This window comes from Methylobacterium nigriterrae (genome assembly GCF_037106235.1).
Taxonomy (GTDB): domain Bacteria; phylum Pseudomonadota; class Alphaproteobacteria; order Rhizobiales; family Beijerinckiaceae; genus Methylobacterium; species Methylobacterium nigriterrae.
This window is the reverse complement of record NZ_JBAWTG010000015.1, coordinates 40,007-55,803: the sequence shown is the minus strand read 5'-3', so window position 1 is coordinate 55,803 and position 15,797 is coordinate 40,007. Positions and strand designations below refer to the sequence as shown.

Sequence of the window (15,797 nt, the reverse complement as noted above, 5' to 3'; positions counted from 1 at the left end):
CGCGCCTATTCTCCGGCGGGCCGCGCGGAACCCCGGGCGGCCTGCCCGGGACCGGAGCCATGAACCCGATCAAGCGCCTGCTCGAGGACCCGGCCCCCTACATGCACCTGATCAGGGCCTTCGCCCTCTACTTGATCGTGCTCGTGATGGGCGTCGCCTTCGTGCTCGGCTCCCACCAGATCGACGAGCACTCGCTCTGGCACCACGCCGTGCGCGACATCGGCATCGCGTTTCTGGTCGCGTTCATCGTCATCATCACGATCGAGCAGCGCCAGCGCCGGGAGCAGAACCAGGAGATCAAGAAGTTCCTCTCGGAGACGCACGAGCACCTGTTCTCGACGATCCTCGGCGTCGAGTTCCCGGGCGAGGTCTGGAAGCTCCTCGTGCAGAAGGTCATGAAGGAGAAGTTCTTCCGCAAGGACACGCACGTCTTCTACAGGTTGTCCTATCCGGCCGCGCCGCGGCAGATCGGGGGCATCGACGTGGTGACGATCCGGCAGGAGACCTGCATGGAGGTCGTCAACCTGACGGGCGACAAGGTGGTCTTCCCGGCGCGCTTCTTCGTCGAGCGTCCGCAGGGCCAGAACCACGAAAGCCTCGGGGATTCGAGGCCCGACATCGAGGTCTCGGTCGACGGGACGGCGATCCCGCAATCGGGCATGAAGGCCCGCGAGCCGGTCGGCAAGAGCGACGAGATCTACAACCTCTACGAATTCGACGTGGAGATCGGCAAGGACGATTCGAAGATCGTCAAGATGCGCGATTACGCGCGGGACAAGCTCGTCGCCGACGGCGAGATGTGGCGCAGCGTCTATGTCTGCGACGGGCTGCTCATCAGCATCACGTTCCCCGACACGCTCGAGGTGGACATCGACGCGATCCATCCCGACCCGATCGAGATCCTCTACCGGTCGGACACGATGCTCACGGCGCGCATCGAGCGCCCGCTTCTGCCGCATAACGGCGTGGCCTTCTGGTGGGCGCCCAAAGCGCCCGCATCGCCGCCCGCCCCGGCGCCGGACGGCGCGGTAACCGCCCTTGAAAACTGCTAGTGGACTGATAAACGCGGTGTTGACATTTCGATGGTCTGCTCGCCGCTCGGTCCCTATCGTCCCCTTGCCGCGTCGCTAGCCGCGCCCATATGGGCCGAAGAAGGAGTGATGGTGATGGTGCCCAGGATCACGACGACCCGTCAGCGGCCCGGTGGGGGCGTCGGCGTCTAGGCGCCAGCGGCATCCGGGGGCTCCCGCGCACGCGGACCCCGCGAGCGATACGATCAGCCGACCCGAAGGGCCGTCCGCGCGGATGGCCCTTCTGCATGTCGGGGGCATCCGCGCCGGGCCGGACGGGCCGCGGATCGGGCCCGGCAAGCGGCATCGGCCCAGGAGGTGTTGGCCCAGGAGGCGTCGACCCATGAGGCATCGGCCCATGCACGAAGCGGCCGCGATCGAGATCATCGGCGCGCCGATCGAGGTCGGCACCAGTGAGCCCGGCGCCCTGATGGGCCCGGCCGCCCTGCGCACCGCGGGGCTCGTCCGCATCCTGGCCGATCTCGGTCATGCCGTGACGGATCTCGGCGACGTGGCGCCGGACTGCCCGCCCGAGGCCCGCGGCCTGCCCGCCGTGGCGGCCTGGACGCGGGTGCTGTCGGCCCGCGTCGAGGCGAGCCTCGCGGGCGGCGCCCTGCCGGTGGTGACGGGGGGCGACCACAGCCTGTCCCTCGGCTCGGTCGACGGGGCGCTGCGCCACTGCGCGCGCGGCGCGCAGCCCCTCTTCGTGCTCTGGCTCGACGCGCACGCGGATTTCAACACGCCCGAGACCTCGCCCTCGGGCAACCTGCACGGCATGCCGCTCGCCGCGCTCTGCGGCGAGCCCGGCTTCGACGGGCTGTTCGCGGATGGGCCGCGCCCCCTGCTCGATCCGACCCGGCTGCACCTGTTCGGCCTGCGCTCGATCGATGCGGGCGAGCGCGCCCTGGTGGCGGCGCGGCGCGTCGCGGTCACCGACATGCGCGCCATCGACGAGTTCGGCGTGGTGGCCCCGCTCCGGCGTATCCTGGAGCGGGTCGAGGCCGCGGACGGCCATCTCCACGTGAGCCTCGACATCGACTTCCTCGACCCCGGCATCGCGCCCGGCGTCGGCACCACGGTGCCGGGCGGCGCCACCTTCCGGGAAGCCCACCTGATCATGGAGATGCTGCACGATTCCGGCCTCGTCGGCTCCCTCGACGTGGTCGAGCTCAACCCCTTCCTCGACGAGCGCGGGCGCAGCGCCCGCGTCCTCGTGGAACTGGTGGCGAGCCTGTTCGGCCGGCGCATCCTCGACCGGCCGACCCCCGTCATCGAGGCGGTGCCGCGCGACCTCGCCACCTGAGGACGGCCGGCCCTTGCCCCGCGGCGCCGCGGGGCCGATGAAGGCAGCACCTCGCAGGACCCGCCCCCCATCGACGCGCGATCCGCCCTCTCAGCCCCACCCGCCCGCGACGCGACCGCGCGTCAGCGCTCGCACGGGCGCGTGCGGCTCAGGATGGTGGCGGAGGGCGGGACGACGCGCATCGCCGGCCTCGCCGAATCCGGCCCGTCGCGCCTGCGCTTTCCCCGGTTCCAGGGCGGCACTCCCGAGGCCGTCCTCGTCAACACCGCGGGCGGCATCGCCTGCGGCGACCGCTTCGCCGTCTCGGTGGAGCTCGGGGCCGGCGCCGGCCTCGTCCTCACCACCGCGGCCGCCGAGAAGGTCTGCCGCTCGGACGGGCCGGTGAGCACGATCGGGAGCCGCCTCGACCTCGGCCCCGGCGCCCGCCTCGCCTGGCTGCCGCAGGAGACGATCCTGTACGACCGGGCCCGCCTCGCCCGCCGCTTCGAGGCCGACCTCGCGCCGGATGCGGGGCTCATCGTCTGCGAGATCCTGGTCTTCGGCCGCGCGGCCCGCGGCGAGCGCGTCGAGGAGGGGCACGTGTCCGACGTCTGGCGCATCGCCCGGGCCGGCCGCCTCGTCTACGCCGATGCCCTGAGCCTCGACGGGCCCGTCGCCGCCCTTCTCGCCCGCCCGGCGATCGGCGGCGGCGCCCGGGCGCTCGCCACCCTCATCGACCTCTCGCCGGGGGCGGAGGGCCGCCTCGAGGAGGCCCGCGCCCTGCTCGATGCGGCCGGCGCCGTCGAGGCGGGCGCCAGCGCCTGGAACGGGCACCTCGCCGTCAGGATGCTGGCGCGGGACGCCGACGCGCTCCGCCGCCTCGCGGCGCGCTTCCTCGCGGGCTACCGGGGCGAGGCGCTGCCGCGGGTCTGGCAGGCGTGATCGGCGCGGTTGACCTTCGCGCCAGCATGATCCTTGCTCCGGGGCCCGAGCTCTGCAGGAAGGCCCCGATGCTCCTCACCCCCCGCGAGAAGGACAAGCTCCTCGTCGCCATGGCGGCGCAGGTCGCCCGCAACCGGCTGGCGCGCGGGGTGAGGCTGAATCACCCCGAGGCCGTGGCGCTCATCACGGACTTCGTGGTGGAGGGCGCCCGCGACGGGCTGAGCGTCGCGGAGCTGATGGAGGCGGGCGCCGAGGTGCTCGACGCCTCGCAGGTGATGCCGGGCATCCCCGAGATGATCCACGACATCCAGGTCGAGGCGACCTTTCCCGACGGCACCAAGCTCGTCACGGTGCACCACCCGATCCGGGGGGCGCCCTCGGCCGACGTGCCCGGGACGGTCGAGACGCTGCCCGGCGAGATCGTCTTCAACGCCGGCCAGCCCCGCACCGTGATCGCGGTGGCCAATACCGGCGACCGGCCGGTCCAGGTCGGCTCGCACTACCATTTCTACGAGGCCAATCCGGGCCTCGTCTTCGAGCGCGAGAAGGCCCGCGGCCAGCGCCTCGACATCGCGCCCGGCACCGCGGTGCGCTTCGAGCCCGGCGCGACGCGCGAGGTCGCGCTGGTGCCGCTCCGGGGCGCACGCACCGTCTACGGGTTCCGCGGCGACGTGATGGGAAAGCTCTAGGGCCATGTCGAACGCCCCCGTTCCCGCCACCCTGCCCCGCGCGGCCTACGCGCACATGTTCGGCCCGACGACGGGCGACCGGATCCGGCTCGCCGATACCAGCCTCTGGATCGAGGTGGAGCGCGACCTCACCACCTACGGCGAGGAGGTGAAGTTCGGCGGCGGCAAGGTCATCCGCGACGGGATGGGGCAGTCGCAGGTGCCGAACGGCGCGGGCGCCGTCGACACCGTGATCACGAACGCCGTCGTCCTCGATCATTGGGGCGTGGTGAAGTGCGACGTCGGCATCGTGCGCGGCCGCATCGCGCGGCTCGGCAAGGCCGGCAACCCGGACACGCAGCCGGGCGTCGACATCGTGATCGGCCCCGGCACCGAGGTGATCGCCGGCGAGGGCAAGATCCTCACCGCCGGCGGCTTCGACAGCCACATCCACTTCATCTGCCCGCAGCAGATCGAGGAGGCGCTCTGCTCAGGGATCACCACCATGCTCGGCGGCGGCACCGGCCCGGCGCACGGCACCTTCGCCACCACCTGCACGCCCGGCCCCTGGCACATCGCCCGGATGATCGAGGCGGCCGACGCCTTCCCGATGAACCTCGCCTTCGCCGGCAAGGGCAACGCGGCGCGGCCCGAGGCGCTCGAGGAGATGATCCGGGCCGGCGCCTGCGCCCTCAAGCTGCACGAGGATTGGGGCACGACGCCCGCCGCCATCGACACCTGCCTCACCGTCGCCGACGCCCACGACGTGCAGGTGATGATCCACACCGACACGCTGAACGAGTCGGGCTTCGTCGAGGACACGATCGCGGCATTCCGGGGCCGCACCATCCACGCCTTCCACACGGAGGGCGCGGGCGGGGGCCACGCGCCCGACATCATCACGGTGGCGGGCCTGGCCCACGTCCTGCCCTCCTCCACCAACCCGACGCGGCCCTTCACCCGCAACACCATCGACGAGCATCTCGACATGCTGATGGTGTGCCACCACCTCGACCCGTCGATTCCGGAGGACCTCGCCTTCGCGGAGAGCCGCATCCGCCGGGAGACCATCGCCGCCGAGGACATCCTGCACGATCTCGGCGCGCTCTCGATGATGTCCTCGGACAGCCAGGCGATGGGCCGGGTCGGCGAGGTCGCGATCCGCACCTGGCAGACGGCGGACAAGATGAAGCGCCAGCGCGGCGCCCTGCCGGGCGACGCGTCCGGCAACGACAACCTGCGGGCGCGCCGCTACATCGCCAAGTACACGATCAACCCGGCGATCGCCCACGGGGTCTCGCGGCATATCGGCTCGGTCGAGCCCGGCAAGCTCGCCGACCTCGTGCTGTGGTCGCCGGCCTTCTTCGGGGTGAAGCCTGACCTCGTGCTCAAGGGCGGCATGATCGCGGTGGCGCCGATGGGCGACCCGAACGCCTCGATCCCGACGCCCCAGCCCGTGCATTACCGCCCGATGTTCGGCGCCTGCGGCCGGGCGCCCTACGCCACCGCCCTCACCTTCGTGTCGCGGGCCGCCCTCGAGGACGGGCTCGGCAAGCGCCTCGGCGTCGCCAAGGAACTCGTCGCGGTCGAGAACGTGCGCGGCGGCATCTCGAAGAAGAGCATGGTGCTCAACGACGCCACGCCCGTGATCGAGGTCGATCCCGAGACCTACGACGTGCGCGCCGACGGCGAGCTCCTCGTCTGCGAGCCGGCCGACGTGCTGCCGATGGCGCAGCGCTACTTCCTGTTTTGAGCTAGGATGGCCAGCATGACGGGAGGCCCGCGATGCCCAAGGCCGCGTTGAAGCCGCCGCCGGCGGCCGATCTCTATGGGACGGATTTCTACGCCTGGACCCAGGCGCAGGCCGAGCTGCTGCGTGCCGGTCGCTTCGAGGAACTCGACCTCACGAACCTGATCGACGAGGTGGCGGGCGTGGGAGGAAGCGAGAAACGCGAGATCGAGAACCGGCTGGACATTCTTCTTGGCCACCTTCTCAAGTGGAAGTACCAGCCCGGCGCCCGCAACAACTCCTGGACTGCGACGATCTTCGAACAACGCAGCCGGATCGCGCGCGTTCTGCGGGCAAGCCCGAGCCTGAAGCGCTACCCGGCGGAGGTGTTCGAGGCAGCGTACCTGTCCAGTCGTCTGCTCGCGTCGCGGGAGACGGGGATCGACTTCACGCTCTTTCCGCAGCAGCCGCCCTTCACGCTCCTTCAGGCACTGGACGACGGCTTCCTTCCCAAGGAGCCCGATCTCCTGGACCAGTCCTGACGTCATGATCCGTGCCACACGCGTCCTGCGCCGCGATGCCCTGCGCTCTGGCGAGATCGTCGACCGGATCGTGCTCGACCACGGCGACCGGCACCGGCGCCGCGTGGCCATGCGCGGCGTCGGCGGCCTGCCCTTCCTGCTCGACCTCGCCGAGCCGACCGTGCTCGACGACGGCGACGCGCTGGTGCTCGAGGACGGGCGCCTCGTCTGGGTCGAGGCCGCGCCGGAGCGGCTCCTGGAGATCCGGGCCGGCAGCGCCCTCGCCCTCAAGCGGCTGATCTGGCACATCGGCAACCGCCACATCCCGGCCGAGATCGCCGAGGAGGCGGTCTATATCGGCGACGACCACGTGCTCGCCGAGATGGTGCGGGGCCTGGGCGGTACGGCCGAGCCCGTCGAGCGCCCCTTCCGGCCCGAGGGCGGCGCCTACGCGGGCGGCCACGGACACGATCACGCGCATCATGATCATGAGCATCATGAGCACGATCACGGCCACCGCCACGGCCATCCGCATGCCCACGATTGAGGACCTGCGCCTGATGGCGTGGCTGTCGCCGACCTACCCGGTCGGGGCCTACGCCTACTCGCACGGTCTCGAATGGGCCGTGGAGACGGGCGACGTCCGGGACGCGGGAAGCCTCGAATCCTGGCTCGGCGACCTCGTGGAGCGGGGTGCTGCGCGCAACGACATGATCCTGGCCGCGCAGGCCCACCGGGCCGCCGCCGCGGGGGACGGGGCGGCGCTCGCCCGGGTCAACGACCTCGCCCTCGCCCTCGCGCCCTCGCGCGAGCTGCATCTCGAGACGAGCCAGCAGGGCCGCAGCTTCCTCGACGCGACGCTCGCCGCCTGGCCCTGCCGGGCGCTGACGGAGATGGCCGGCGCCTTGCCCGGCGCCGCGGCCTACCCGGTCGCGCTCGGCGCGGCGGCGGGCGCCCACGGCATGGACCGGGCGCGGCTCGTGGCGGCCTACGGCCTCGCCTTCGTGCAGAACCTCGTCTCGGCCGCGCTCCGCCTCGCGCCGGTCGGCCAGAGCGCCGGCATGGGGGTGATCGCGGCGCTCGCCCCCCGGGTCGCGGCGCTGGCCGGCGCCGCGGAGCGGGCCGACCTCGACGCCCTCGGCTCGGCGACGCCGCGGCTCGACCTCGGCAGCATCCGGCACGAGACCCAGTATTCCCGCATCTTCCGCTCGTGAGATACCCATGCCCTCACTCAATGGTCCCTTGCGCGTCGGCATCGGCGGCCCGGTCGGCTCCGGCAAGACGGCGCTGATGGAGCAGCTCTGCCGGCGGTTCCGCGACCGCTACGAGATCTGCGCCATCACCAACGACATCTACACCAAGGAGGATGCCCGCATCCTGACCGTGGCCGGCGCGCTGCCCGAGGAGCGCATCCTGGGCGTCGAGACGGGGGGCTGCCCGCACACGGCGATCCGCGAGGACGCCTCGATCAACCTCGCGGCGGTCGCCGAGATGCGTCGCAGGTTCCCGGGGCTCGACCTCGTGCTGATCGAGTCGGGCGGCGACAACCTCGCGGCGACGTTCTCGCCGGAGCTTGCCGACATCACCCTCTACGTGATCGACGTGGCGGGCGGCGAGAAGATCCCCCGCAAGGGCGGCCCCGGCATCACCCGCTCGGACCTCCTCATCGTCAACAAGACCGACCTCGCGCCGCTCGTCGGCGCCGACCTCTCCGTCATGGAGGCGGATACGCGCCGCATGCGTGGGCCGCGGCCCTACGTCTTCGCGTCCCTGCGCGAGGGACGCGGCGCCGACACGGTCGCCCGCTTCGTCGAGGAGGCGGGCGGCCTGGCGTGAGGGGCGGCTTCCTCTCCCGCACGGGGCCAAGCGGATTGTCGCGCCTCGAAAAGCGCGCTCAGTTCGTGCGCGGCTCGGCGGTCGTGAAGGCGAGCGTCGCGCTGTAGCTGTCCGCGTCGGCGAGCGCCGGGGTGCGGGAGGGCCTGACCCGGCGGTCGACCGCGAGGATCTGCTGGCCGGCCCGCGCCAGCGGCACCCGGGCGATGCCCTCGGCATCCGTGGTGGCGCGGGTCTCCTCGGCCGTGTCGCCGCTCGCGGCCTCGATCTCGGCGCCCGCGACCGGCCGGCCCTCGAACAGCACGCGCACCCGGATGGCGCCCGTGGCCGCCGCCGGGGCCTCGAGGGGCACGATCTCGAGCGTCTGGCCGAGCACCCGGTCCCAGGGGGCATCGGGCCCGAGCACCGCCTTGGCGAACTTCATCGACCACTGGCTCCTCTCGGCATCCGGCGCCGAGCGCCGGTCGGCGTTGCGCTCGCCGCCCCCGCGCAGGCGCACCCAGAAGCCGTTGTCGTAGGCTCCCGACACCAGGGCGTCGCCGCCGGAGGGGAGCGCGGCCGTCAGCACCCCGGCGCCGGGCTCGGCGCGCGCGCTCAGCGCCGCGCTGCCGGAGACCGTGAGCGCGCTCAGGTGCACGAGCTTGTCGGCCGCCGGCAGCGCCGGCTCGTGGGCGTGGCCGAGATGCACCGCCACCCCGCCCGGGGCCGGCGTCAGCCAGAGATCGTGGGCCCGCGCGCCCGCGGGCGAGAGGGCGAGAAGGCCGGCGGCGAGGAGAGCGTGGATCGGTCGCATCGTCGGAAGAGGCTCCGTGGGGCTGACAAAAACCTCGGCAACAACCTTGGCGAGGGACTCGGCGAGGAACTCGGCGCGGACCGGGCAGCGCGTGTCAGGCCGGCTCGAACAGTGGCACGAGGCGCATCTCCGGCACCAGCACCAGGCCGCGGTCGGTGAGGCGGATCTGGGGGATCACCGAGAGCGGGATCAGGTTGAAGCCCATATAGGGGATGCCGCAGCCTGCCTCGGCCCAGGCGGCCTTGAGCGTGCGCATCTCGGCCGCCACCGCCCCGACGCGCTTGTCGGAGAGGAGCCCGGCCACGGGCAGCGGCACCATCGCGACGACCCGGCCGTCCGCGACCACGCAGACGCCGCCCTGCCGCGCCTCGATCGCCGCGAGCGCCACCCGCATGTCGGCCTCGTCGAGGCCCGCCACCACGAGGTTGTGCGAATCGTGGCCGACGCTGCTCGCCACCGCCCCGCGCCTCAGCCCGAAGGCGCTGAGGAGCCCGTGCGCGACGCTTCCCCGGAGCCCGTGCCGCTCGACCACGGCCACGTGGCAGAGGCCGTGCGCGGCGAGCGTCGCGGCCCAGTCCGGGCCGGGCGCGAGGGCGACGCGCTCGTGGCTGAGCTCGATGCCCGGCAGCACCGTCCGGATGGCGTTGACGGTGCAGGGGCCGGCGGGCAGCGGCGGCACCAGCGCCGGCAGCGGATCCGGCAGGCGCACGGTCGCGGTGGCGGGCGCCGGGTAGCGGTAGGGACGCGACAGGGCGGCCTCGAGCCGCGGCGTGACGCGGCGCTCCTCGACCACGAGCTCGCCGCCGTACCAGGTCGACCGCGGCACGAGGTCGTCGTCGAGGAGCACGAGGTCGGCCCGGCGCCCGCCGCCGAACCCGCCGACCTCCCCGTCGAGGCCGTAGCGCGTCGCCGGGTGGAGCGAGCCCATCGCCCAGGCGGCGGCCTTCGGGATGCCCATCCGGACCGCCTCCCGCACCACCCAGTCGAGGCCGAACTCGAGCAGGTCGTCGGCGTCGCGGTCGTCGGTGCAGAGGCAGGCCCGCTTCCAGGCGGCGCCGTAATCCGTGATCGTGCCGATGGCCTTGGGCAGGCTGTGCCAGGGCGTCGTCGGCGGCCCGCCCCGCAGGTAGATCCAGAGGCCCGCCTCCAGGAGGTCGTCGGCGATGTCGCGGTCGACCGCCTCGTGCGTGTCGGTGACGCCGCTCGCCGCGTAGGGGGCCACGAAGTCCCGCCCGTAGATGTGGCCCGAGACCGGGCGCCCCCGCTCCAGAGCCGCCCGGATGATGGCGTGGGCGCGGGGATCCCCGTCCGCCACCGCCACGAAGTCCATCTTCTCGCCGAGCCCGATCGCCTCGGGCCAGGCGTCGAACAGCGCGGCGATCTTGTCCGGCGTCAGGTCGCCGCCCGCGGTCTCGAGCGCGGGCGAGGTCGCCGGCACGGTGCTCGGCACCGTCAGGTAGATGTTGAGGGGCGCCGCACGGGCATCCTCCAGCATCCAGGCAATGCCCTGCGCGTCGAGCACGTTGCCGATCTCGTGGCTGTCGCAGACGATCGTGGTGGTGCCGTTGAGGAGCGCGGCCTCCGCGTAGGCGCAGGCCGTGACCATGCTGCTCTCGATGTGGAGGTGCGGGTCGACGAGGCCGGGGGCGAGCAGGCCGCCGCGCGCGTCGTAGCGGGCCGCCCCGCCCTGGTGGGTCCCGGCGGCCTTCACGGCGGCGATGCGGCCGCCCGCGATCCAGACCTCGCGCTCGGGCAGGATGCGCTCGGAATAGACCGAGAGCACCCGCGCGCCCGCGATCACGAGATCGGGCTCGGCCCGGCCCCCCGCCACGTCCGCGAGCCGGCGCGTGAGCACCGCGAGGGGCTCGACACCGAAGCGGTTCAGGGGGCGCTGCGCGTTCATGACGACCTCGTGCCTCGGGGCGCCCCGCGCGGGGGGGGGGGCAGCCGGCCAGGGGCACGCATCATGCCACGGGGAGCGGTCAGGCCAGAAGCGGGGCGCGAGAAGGTCGGCCGAGCGGGGCCGGCTCCCGTTCCGGTCGGGAGGCCCCGCGCTCAGCGCTCGGCGTTGGCGTCGCGGATCCGGGTGCGGCGCACCGGAACCTCGGTCGCTTCGCGCGACAGCAGGCTGGCGCGCGGGGTCGCGCCCATCAGGGAGTCGAGCCGGTTCATCCGGGCCGAGAAGGTCTGGGCGGTGGCCTCGAGCGAGGGGCGGCCCTGCGCCTTGCTACCCTGCGCGGAGGCCGGGAGGGCCGGCAGGGCGAGCGCGACGGCGAGGCCCAGGACGGCTGCGGAGAGACGTGGTGTCATGGCCGTGAATGTCCGTTTCGGTCCGGCGGGTGACACGCCGGGCACCGTGCGGGATTTGGTCTTACCGCCATGCTTCTAGAATGGTGCGAACCCGCGCGCCGTGCGTTTGTGCACATGGGCGCGCCGGATCCGCGATCGGCCTCGCGACCGTGGCGGCGACGCCGTTCGCCGGGCTGATCTCGCCCGGCTGCACCCGTTCCTGCCGGGACCGCTGCAGGACATCCATATCGGCGCGGCGGCGCTCGCGGTCAGCCGGCTCTGGCGCTCCGCGCCCGCGCCGGAGCGCCGGGGCGAGTTCGCTTCCGCCGGGCGGGGGATCGGCCAGGCGCCGCCGGGGGCTCCGGCTCGTCGTCGGCGAGCTGGAGCTCGGTGAAGGGCACCGTGAACAGGAGCCGGTGCGCCTCGTCGGTGACGGCGAACTTGTAGCCGGAGAAGAGCGGGTTGCGCGCGCATTCTCCCGGCGTCACGAACCGGGCGCCGTGGTGGGCCTCCTCGAGGGCCGCGGCGGCGTCGGGACAGTCGAGTCCCTGGTAGTCGGAGCAGACGACCCCCGACGGGGTCCGGACGTCGAAGTAGAATCTCGGCATGGCAGCTTCCGTCGCCCGCCCCCTCCCGGCGCCGGGGCTTTTGGCCGCCCGTGCGCCGACGGGGTCGAGTTTGGCGCGAAAGCCCGCTCTTGTCACCCGAGGGCGAGGCCGCCGGCCTCAGTGCAGGCCCTCGCCGTTCCACGGCATCCGGGTGAGTTCCTGGCCGAGACGCAGGAGCAGCATGTCGACGATCAGCCGGAGCTCGGACAGGCCGAGCCGGTCGATCTCGCCCCGGCAGGCGATCGCGTGGGCGGCGGCCAGGTCGAGGGGCCGCCTCGCGTCCGGGAAGGTCGGGAGTCCCGCCTCGCCGCGCGGACTCTCGGTGACGTCCAGGATGATGCCGTGGCCGTGGCCGCCCGCCGCGTCCCGGGAGATCCGTCCGCGATCGAGGATCGTCCGGACCCGGCCCGAGGCGCTGACGGCGCGGTACTCGGCGACCAGCGGGCCGCCGGCCTGTCCGAGCGCCCGGAACTGCCGGAGCAGCTCGTCCTTGTCCTCCGGATGGACCCGGGCCCTGGCCTGTTCGAGCGGAATCGGAATCCCGGCGAGGCTGCCGTCGCCGGCCAGGATGAGGGCGGCACCCTGGTCGAGGATGCAACGGTCCGGTCCGCGCGACCAGGACCAGGTCCCGACCACCCCGGAGGCGTCGAGGGCGGCCCTGAGACGGTCGAGCGGCTCGAACGCCCCGTCGATCGCGTTTGCGAGCATGGTCATCCTCCGCGAACGAGACCCGCTGAGAGACAGCGATGCAATCTAGGATTACAAATGTTGTTTAGTCGCAACTTTTAGACTTAGAGATCGAATTCCATCTAATTCATCATACGCGGGTATCCGCAAGAGGTTTCCAGCTCAACCGTTGATACTTTCGAACACTTTGAAATCATAGAACCAGGGTTAACCGCGCCTTTCCGGAAATTTCTGATCTCTTTCTGTCATGCCGCCCGACGCGGAGTCCGGGTCGCGCGACCGCCCGCGGCCTTGCGCGGCATCGCTTGCGCGGCATCGACGGCATTCCGGGCCGGCGGCTCGAGATCCGGTCTGGCAGCGACGAATCGAGGGTGCGAGCGATCAGCCGATCTGGCTGATCAGCGTCACGGCGCCGAAGACGAGGACGGAGAGGACGGCCACGGCGAGGAGGACCAGGGCCGCCCGCGACTCGCGTAGTTCCGGCGACATCGCGCGCACCCCCTCCTGCGATCCGACCGGCCGCTCGGGCGGCAGGACGAGGGCGGAGTCTCGCACCGTTCCGGCCGCCTGTCGAGCTTGGGCGCGCCGGCGTCCCGAGCCGCGGATCCGCGGGAATTCGGGGGTGCGCCCCTGCCGGCGGCGGGCCCGGCTCTGCTATGATGCCTCGCGACATCGGCCGCGCCCGGAACGCTCCTCGTGGCGCGGCGGGGAGACCGCCATGATGGACCGGCCGGACTTCGCCGAGATCGAGAGCCGCCTCGGCGCCCACAATTACAGGCCGATCGACGTGGTGCTGACGCGTGGCGAGGGCGTCTGGGTCACCGACACGGACGGGCGGCGCTACCTCGACTGCCTGTCGGCCTACTCGGCGGTGAACCAGGGCCATTGCCATCCCCGGATCCTGGCAGCGCTGACCGAGCAGGCGGGGCGCCTCGCCATCACCTCGCGGGCCTTCCGCAACGACCAGCTCGGCCTGTTCTACGAGGAGCTCGCGGGGCTGACCGGCTCGCACAAGGTCCTGCCGATGAACAGCGGCGCGGAGGCCGTCGAGACCGCCATCAAGGCCGTGCGCAAGTGGGGCTACGAGGTGAAGGGCGTGCCGGAAGACCGGGCCGAGATCATCGTCTGCGCGGGCAACTTCCACGGCCGGACGCTCGGCATCGTCTCGTTCTCGACCGATCCCGACGCGCGCGGCGGCTTCGGGCCGTTCCTGCCGGGCTTCCGCATCGTGCCGTTCGGGGATGCGCGGGCGCTCGAGGCCGCGATCACCTCCGAGACGGTGGCGTTCCTGGTCGAGCCGATCCAGGGCGAGGCCGGCGTCATCATCCCGCCCGAGGGCTATCTGCGGCAGGTGCGCGAGATCTGCAGCCGGCACGGCCTGACCCTCATCCTCGACGAGATCCAGACCGGGCTCGGGCGCACCGGCCGCCTGCTCGCCGAGGAGCACGAGGGGATCGTGGCCGACGTGACGCTCGTCGGCAAGGCGCTCGGCGGCGGCTTCTACCCGATCTCGGCGGTGCTCTCGAACACGGCGGTGCTCGGCACCCTCAGGCCCGGGCAGCACGGCAGCACCTTCGGGGGCAACCCGCTCGCCTGCGCGGTGGCGCGCGCGGCCCTGAAGGTCCTCGTCGAGGAGGGTATGATCGAGAACTCGGCCGCGCTCGGCGCCTATTTCCTGGAGCGCCTGCGGGCGCTGCGCAGCAACCGCATCCGCGAGGTGCGCGGGCGCGGCCTGATGCTCGCGATCGAGTTCCACCCCGATGCCGGCGGGGCGCGGCCAACGGCCGACGCCCTGCGGGCGCGGGGCCTGCTCACCAAGGATACGCACGAGCACACGCTCCGGATCACCCCGCCCCTGGTGATCACCCGGGCCGAGGTCGACTGGGCGATGGAGCGCATCGAGGCCGTGCTGATGCACTGAGCGCGGCCCGCCGGCTCGGGCCGACAGCGGCCGGCCCCGCTCGGGACTTGTCATGTCCCGGACACGATCGAGCGCGCCTTGTCGCGGATGATCCGCCGTGAGACCATCATCCTCCGGACGCCCGACAGGGCCGGATCGCACGACGGTCCTGTCCCGCGCCCCTGCTTTCGGTTCGTAACCCGACCAGCGGCAGGAGGTTGCCATGGCTACCAGACCGGATTCGGCGCCATCCCCGGACTCGTATCGCCTGCCGACGACCGCGCGGGCGCGCATCACCTGCGACGACCCGGCGCGGCGGGACCTGATCCGCGGCGGCGGAGCCGCGCTTCTCGGCGCGCTCCTCGCCGAGCTCCTGAGCCGGTCCGGCCCGGCGCTCGCCGAGCCCGTCAGCGGCCCGGTGCCCGAGCTCGACGCGGTCTCGGTGCGCGTCGTCACCGACAGCTATCAGTTCGCCGTGGCCCCGGGCCGCAAGGTGGAGGGGCTCGTCATCGAGCATTTCGGCTGGGGCATCTCCCCCGGCCACCCGCCGGGCCCGACGCTCGACAGCGAGTTCGGCCTCGCGATGCACGTCACCTCGCGGCGCGGCGAGGAGACTCGCCGGATCCTGGTCGATTTCGGCTTCACCCCCGAGGCTCTCAACAACAACCTCAAGCTCCTGGACCTGCGCCCCTCCGAGCTCGACGCGCTCGTGCTCAGCCACGGCCATTACGACCATTTCGGCGGGCTCGCGGGCTTCCTGCAGGCGAACCGGGGGCGGCTCAGGCCGGGGCTCCCGTTCCATGTCGGCGGCGAGGATTGCTTCTGCGCGCGCGAATGGACGGCGCCCCCGGTCAGGGGCGATTTCGGCGTGATCGACCGCGGCGGCCTCGAGGAGGCGAGCCTGGCGGTGACCTCGACGGAGCGCCCCGCCCTGGTGGCGGGCCACGGATTTACCTCGGGCCAGATCGGCCAGCGCAGCTTCGAGACGCTGCTGTCGCCGAGCGCGATGAAGCTCGGCGTCACGCACGGCTCCGGCTGCTATCCGGACCGGCTCACGCCGGCCGAGCAGGGCCAGGGCCCGATCCCGGACCAGTTCCGGCACGAGATCGCCACCGCCTTCAACCTGAAGGGGCGCGGCCTCGTCATCCTGACCTCCTGCAGCCACCGGGGCGTCGTCAACGCGATCCGGCAGGCTCAAGCCGTGTCCGGGGTCGAGAAGGTGCACGCGGTGATCGGCGGCTTCCACCTCGCGCCCTACCCGCCCGACTACGTCCGCCGGACGGTCGCGGCCCTGAAGGAGATCGGGCCGGACTTCGTCGTCCCGCTCCACTGCTCGGGCGAGCCCTTCTACGAGATCGCCAAGGCCGAGATGCCGGACAGGCTGGTGCGCGCCTACACGGGCACGCGCCTGATCTTCGCCGCCGCGCCCGCCTGAGGGCGCCCGCGCGGGCGCCCTCAGGCGGGCATCGGCTGCC

17 protein-coding genes are annotated in these 15,797 nt (G+C 72.6%); 11 read left to right on the top strand and 6 right to left on the bottom strand.

What is annotated here, in order from left to right; all coding sequences use genetic code 11:
- The first annotated feature begins 59 nt into the window (after positions 1 to 59).
- The 9 genes from WDW90_RS10840 (at position 60) to ureG (ending at position 8,048) form a co-directional block, all read left to right on the top strand.
- Positions 60 to 1,052 (top strand): hypothetical protein, encoded by a 993-nt coding sequence (locus WDW90_RS10840; protein WP_336487396.1) that lies wholly within the window; start codon positions 60 to 62, stop codon positions 1,050 to 1,052.
- A 361-nt stretch (positions 1,053 to 1,413) separates the two neighbouring features.
- A complete protein-coding gene (rocF, locus tag WDW90_RS10835; protein ID WP_336487395.1) occupies positions 1,414 to 2,373 on the top strand; it encodes an arginase in 960 nt (319 codons plus the stop codon).
- Between the two features lie 69 nt (positions 2,374 to 2,442).
- Positions 2,443 to 3,294, top strand: a complete 852-nt coding sequence (locus WDW90_RS10830) for an urease accessory protein UreD (RefSeq protein ID WP_488803306.1) — start codon at positions 2,443 to 2,445, stop codon at positions 3,292 to 3,294.
- 68 nt (positions 3,295 to 3,362) lie between these two features.
- Positions 3,363 to 3,983: an urease subunit gamma gene (locus WDW90_RS10825; RefSeq protein ID WP_336487394.1), complete on the top strand. Its 621-nt coding sequence runs from the start codon at positions 3,363 to 3,365 to the stop codon at positions 3,981 to 3,983.
- Between the two features lie 4 nt (positions 3,984 to 3,987).
- Positions 3,988 to 5,715, top strand: a complete 1,728-nt coding sequence (gene ureC / locus WDW90_RS10820) for an urease subunit alpha (RefSeq protein ID WP_336487393.1) — start codon at positions 3,988 to 3,990, stop codon at positions 5,713 to 5,715.
- A gap of 32 nt (positions 5,716 to 5,747) precedes the next feature.
- The gene (locus tag WDW90_RS10815; RefSeq protein ID WP_336487392.1) at positions 5,748 to 6,233 is read left to right on the top strand and encodes a DUF29 domain-containing protein; all 486 of its coding nucleotides are present in this window, start codon (positions 5,748 to 5,750) and stop codon (positions 6,231 to 6,233) included.
- Positions 6,234 to 6,237: 4 nt separating this feature from the next.
- A complete protein-coding gene (locus WDW90_RS10810) occupies positions 6,238 to 6,759 on the top strand; it encodes an urease accessory protein UreE (protein ID WP_336487391.1) in 522 nt (173 codons plus the stop codon).
- Positions 6,710 to 7,426 (top strand): urease accessory protein UreF, encoded by a 717-nt coding sequence (locus WDW90_RS10805; protein WP_336487390.1) that lies wholly within the window; start codon positions 6,710 to 6,712, stop codon positions 7,424 to 7,426. The genes WDW90_RS10810 and WDW90_RS10805 overlap by 50 nt, the downstream gene beginning before the upstream one ends.
- A gap of 7 nt (positions 7,427 to 7,433) precedes the next feature.
- Complete coding sequence (ureG, locus tag WDW90_RS10800) at positions 7,434 to 8,048, top strand: urease accessory protein UreG (protein WP_336487389.1); 615 nt, start codon at positions 7,434 to 7,436, stop codon at positions 8,046 to 8,048.
- Between the two features lie 58 nt (positions 8,049 to 8,106).
- Here the strand turns inward: ureG and WDW90_RS10795 are convergent, their stop codons facing one another.
- The 6 genes from WDW90_RS10795 to WDW90_RS10770 all read right to left on the bottom strand — a co-directional run bounded on the left by WDW90_RS10795 (position 8,107) and on the right by WDW90_RS10770 (position 12,977).
- Positions 8,107 to 8,838 carry a DUF4198 domain-containing protein gene (locus tag WDW90_RS10795; protein ID WP_336487388.1) on the bottom strand — a complete coding sequence of 244 codons (732 nt, stop codon included), beginning with the start codon at positions 8,836 to 8,838 and terminating at the stop codon, positions 8,107 to 8,109.
- Between the two features lie 94 nt (positions 8,839 to 8,932).
- The gene (locus WDW90_RS10790) at positions 8,933 to 10,741 is read right to left on the bottom strand and encodes an adenine deaminase C-terminal domain-containing protein (protein WP_336487387.1); all 1,809 of its coding nucleotides are present in this window, start codon (positions 10,739 to 10,741) and stop codon (positions 8,933 to 8,935) included.
- Positions 10,742 to 10,893: 152 nt separating this feature from the next.
- Positions 10,894 to 11,148 carry a hypothetical protein gene (locus tag WDW90_RS10785; protein WP_336487386.1) on the bottom strand — a complete coding sequence of 85 codons (255 nt, stop codon included), beginning with the start codon at positions 11,146 to 11,148 and terminating at the stop codon, positions 10,894 to 10,896.
- Between the two features lie 248 nt (positions 11,149 to 11,396).
- A complete protein-coding gene (locus WDW90_RS10780) occupies positions 11,397 to 11,735 on the bottom strand; it encodes a DUF6894 family protein (RefSeq protein ID WP_336487385.1) in 339 nt (112 codons plus the stop codon).
- 117 nt (positions 11,736 to 11,852) lie between these two features.
- The gene (locus WDW90_RS10775; protein WP_336487384.1) at positions 11,853 to 12,443 is read right to left on the bottom strand and encodes a PAS domain-containing protein; all 591 of its coding nucleotides are present in this window, start codon (positions 12,441 to 12,443) and stop codon (positions 11,853 to 11,855) included.
- A 360-nt stretch (positions 12,444 to 12,803) separates the two neighbouring features.
- Positions 12,804 to 12,977 (bottom strand): hypothetical protein, encoded by a 174-nt coding sequence (locus tag WDW90_RS10770; RefSeq protein WP_336487383.1) that lies wholly within the window; start codon positions 12,975 to 12,977, stop codon positions 12,804 to 12,806.
- Between the two features lie 163 nt (positions 12,978 to 13,140).
- Here WDW90_RS10770 and rocD point away from each other — a divergent pair, with 163 nt between their 5' ends.
- Positions 13,141 to 14,343 carry an ornithine--oxo-acid transaminase gene (gene rocD, locus WDW90_RS10765; RefSeq protein WP_336487382.1) on the top strand — a complete coding sequence of 401 codons (1,203 nt, stop codon included), beginning with the start codon at positions 13,141 to 13,143 and terminating at the stop codon, positions 14,341 to 14,343.
- Between the two features lie 202 nt (positions 14,344 to 14,545).
- Positions 14,546 to 15,757 (top strand): MBL fold metallo-hydrolase, encoded by a 1,212-nt coding sequence (locus WDW90_RS10760; protein WP_336487381.1) that lies wholly within the window; start codon positions 14,546 to 14,548, stop codon positions 15,755 to 15,757.
- Positions 15,758 to 15,797 lie beyond the last annotated feature (40 nt).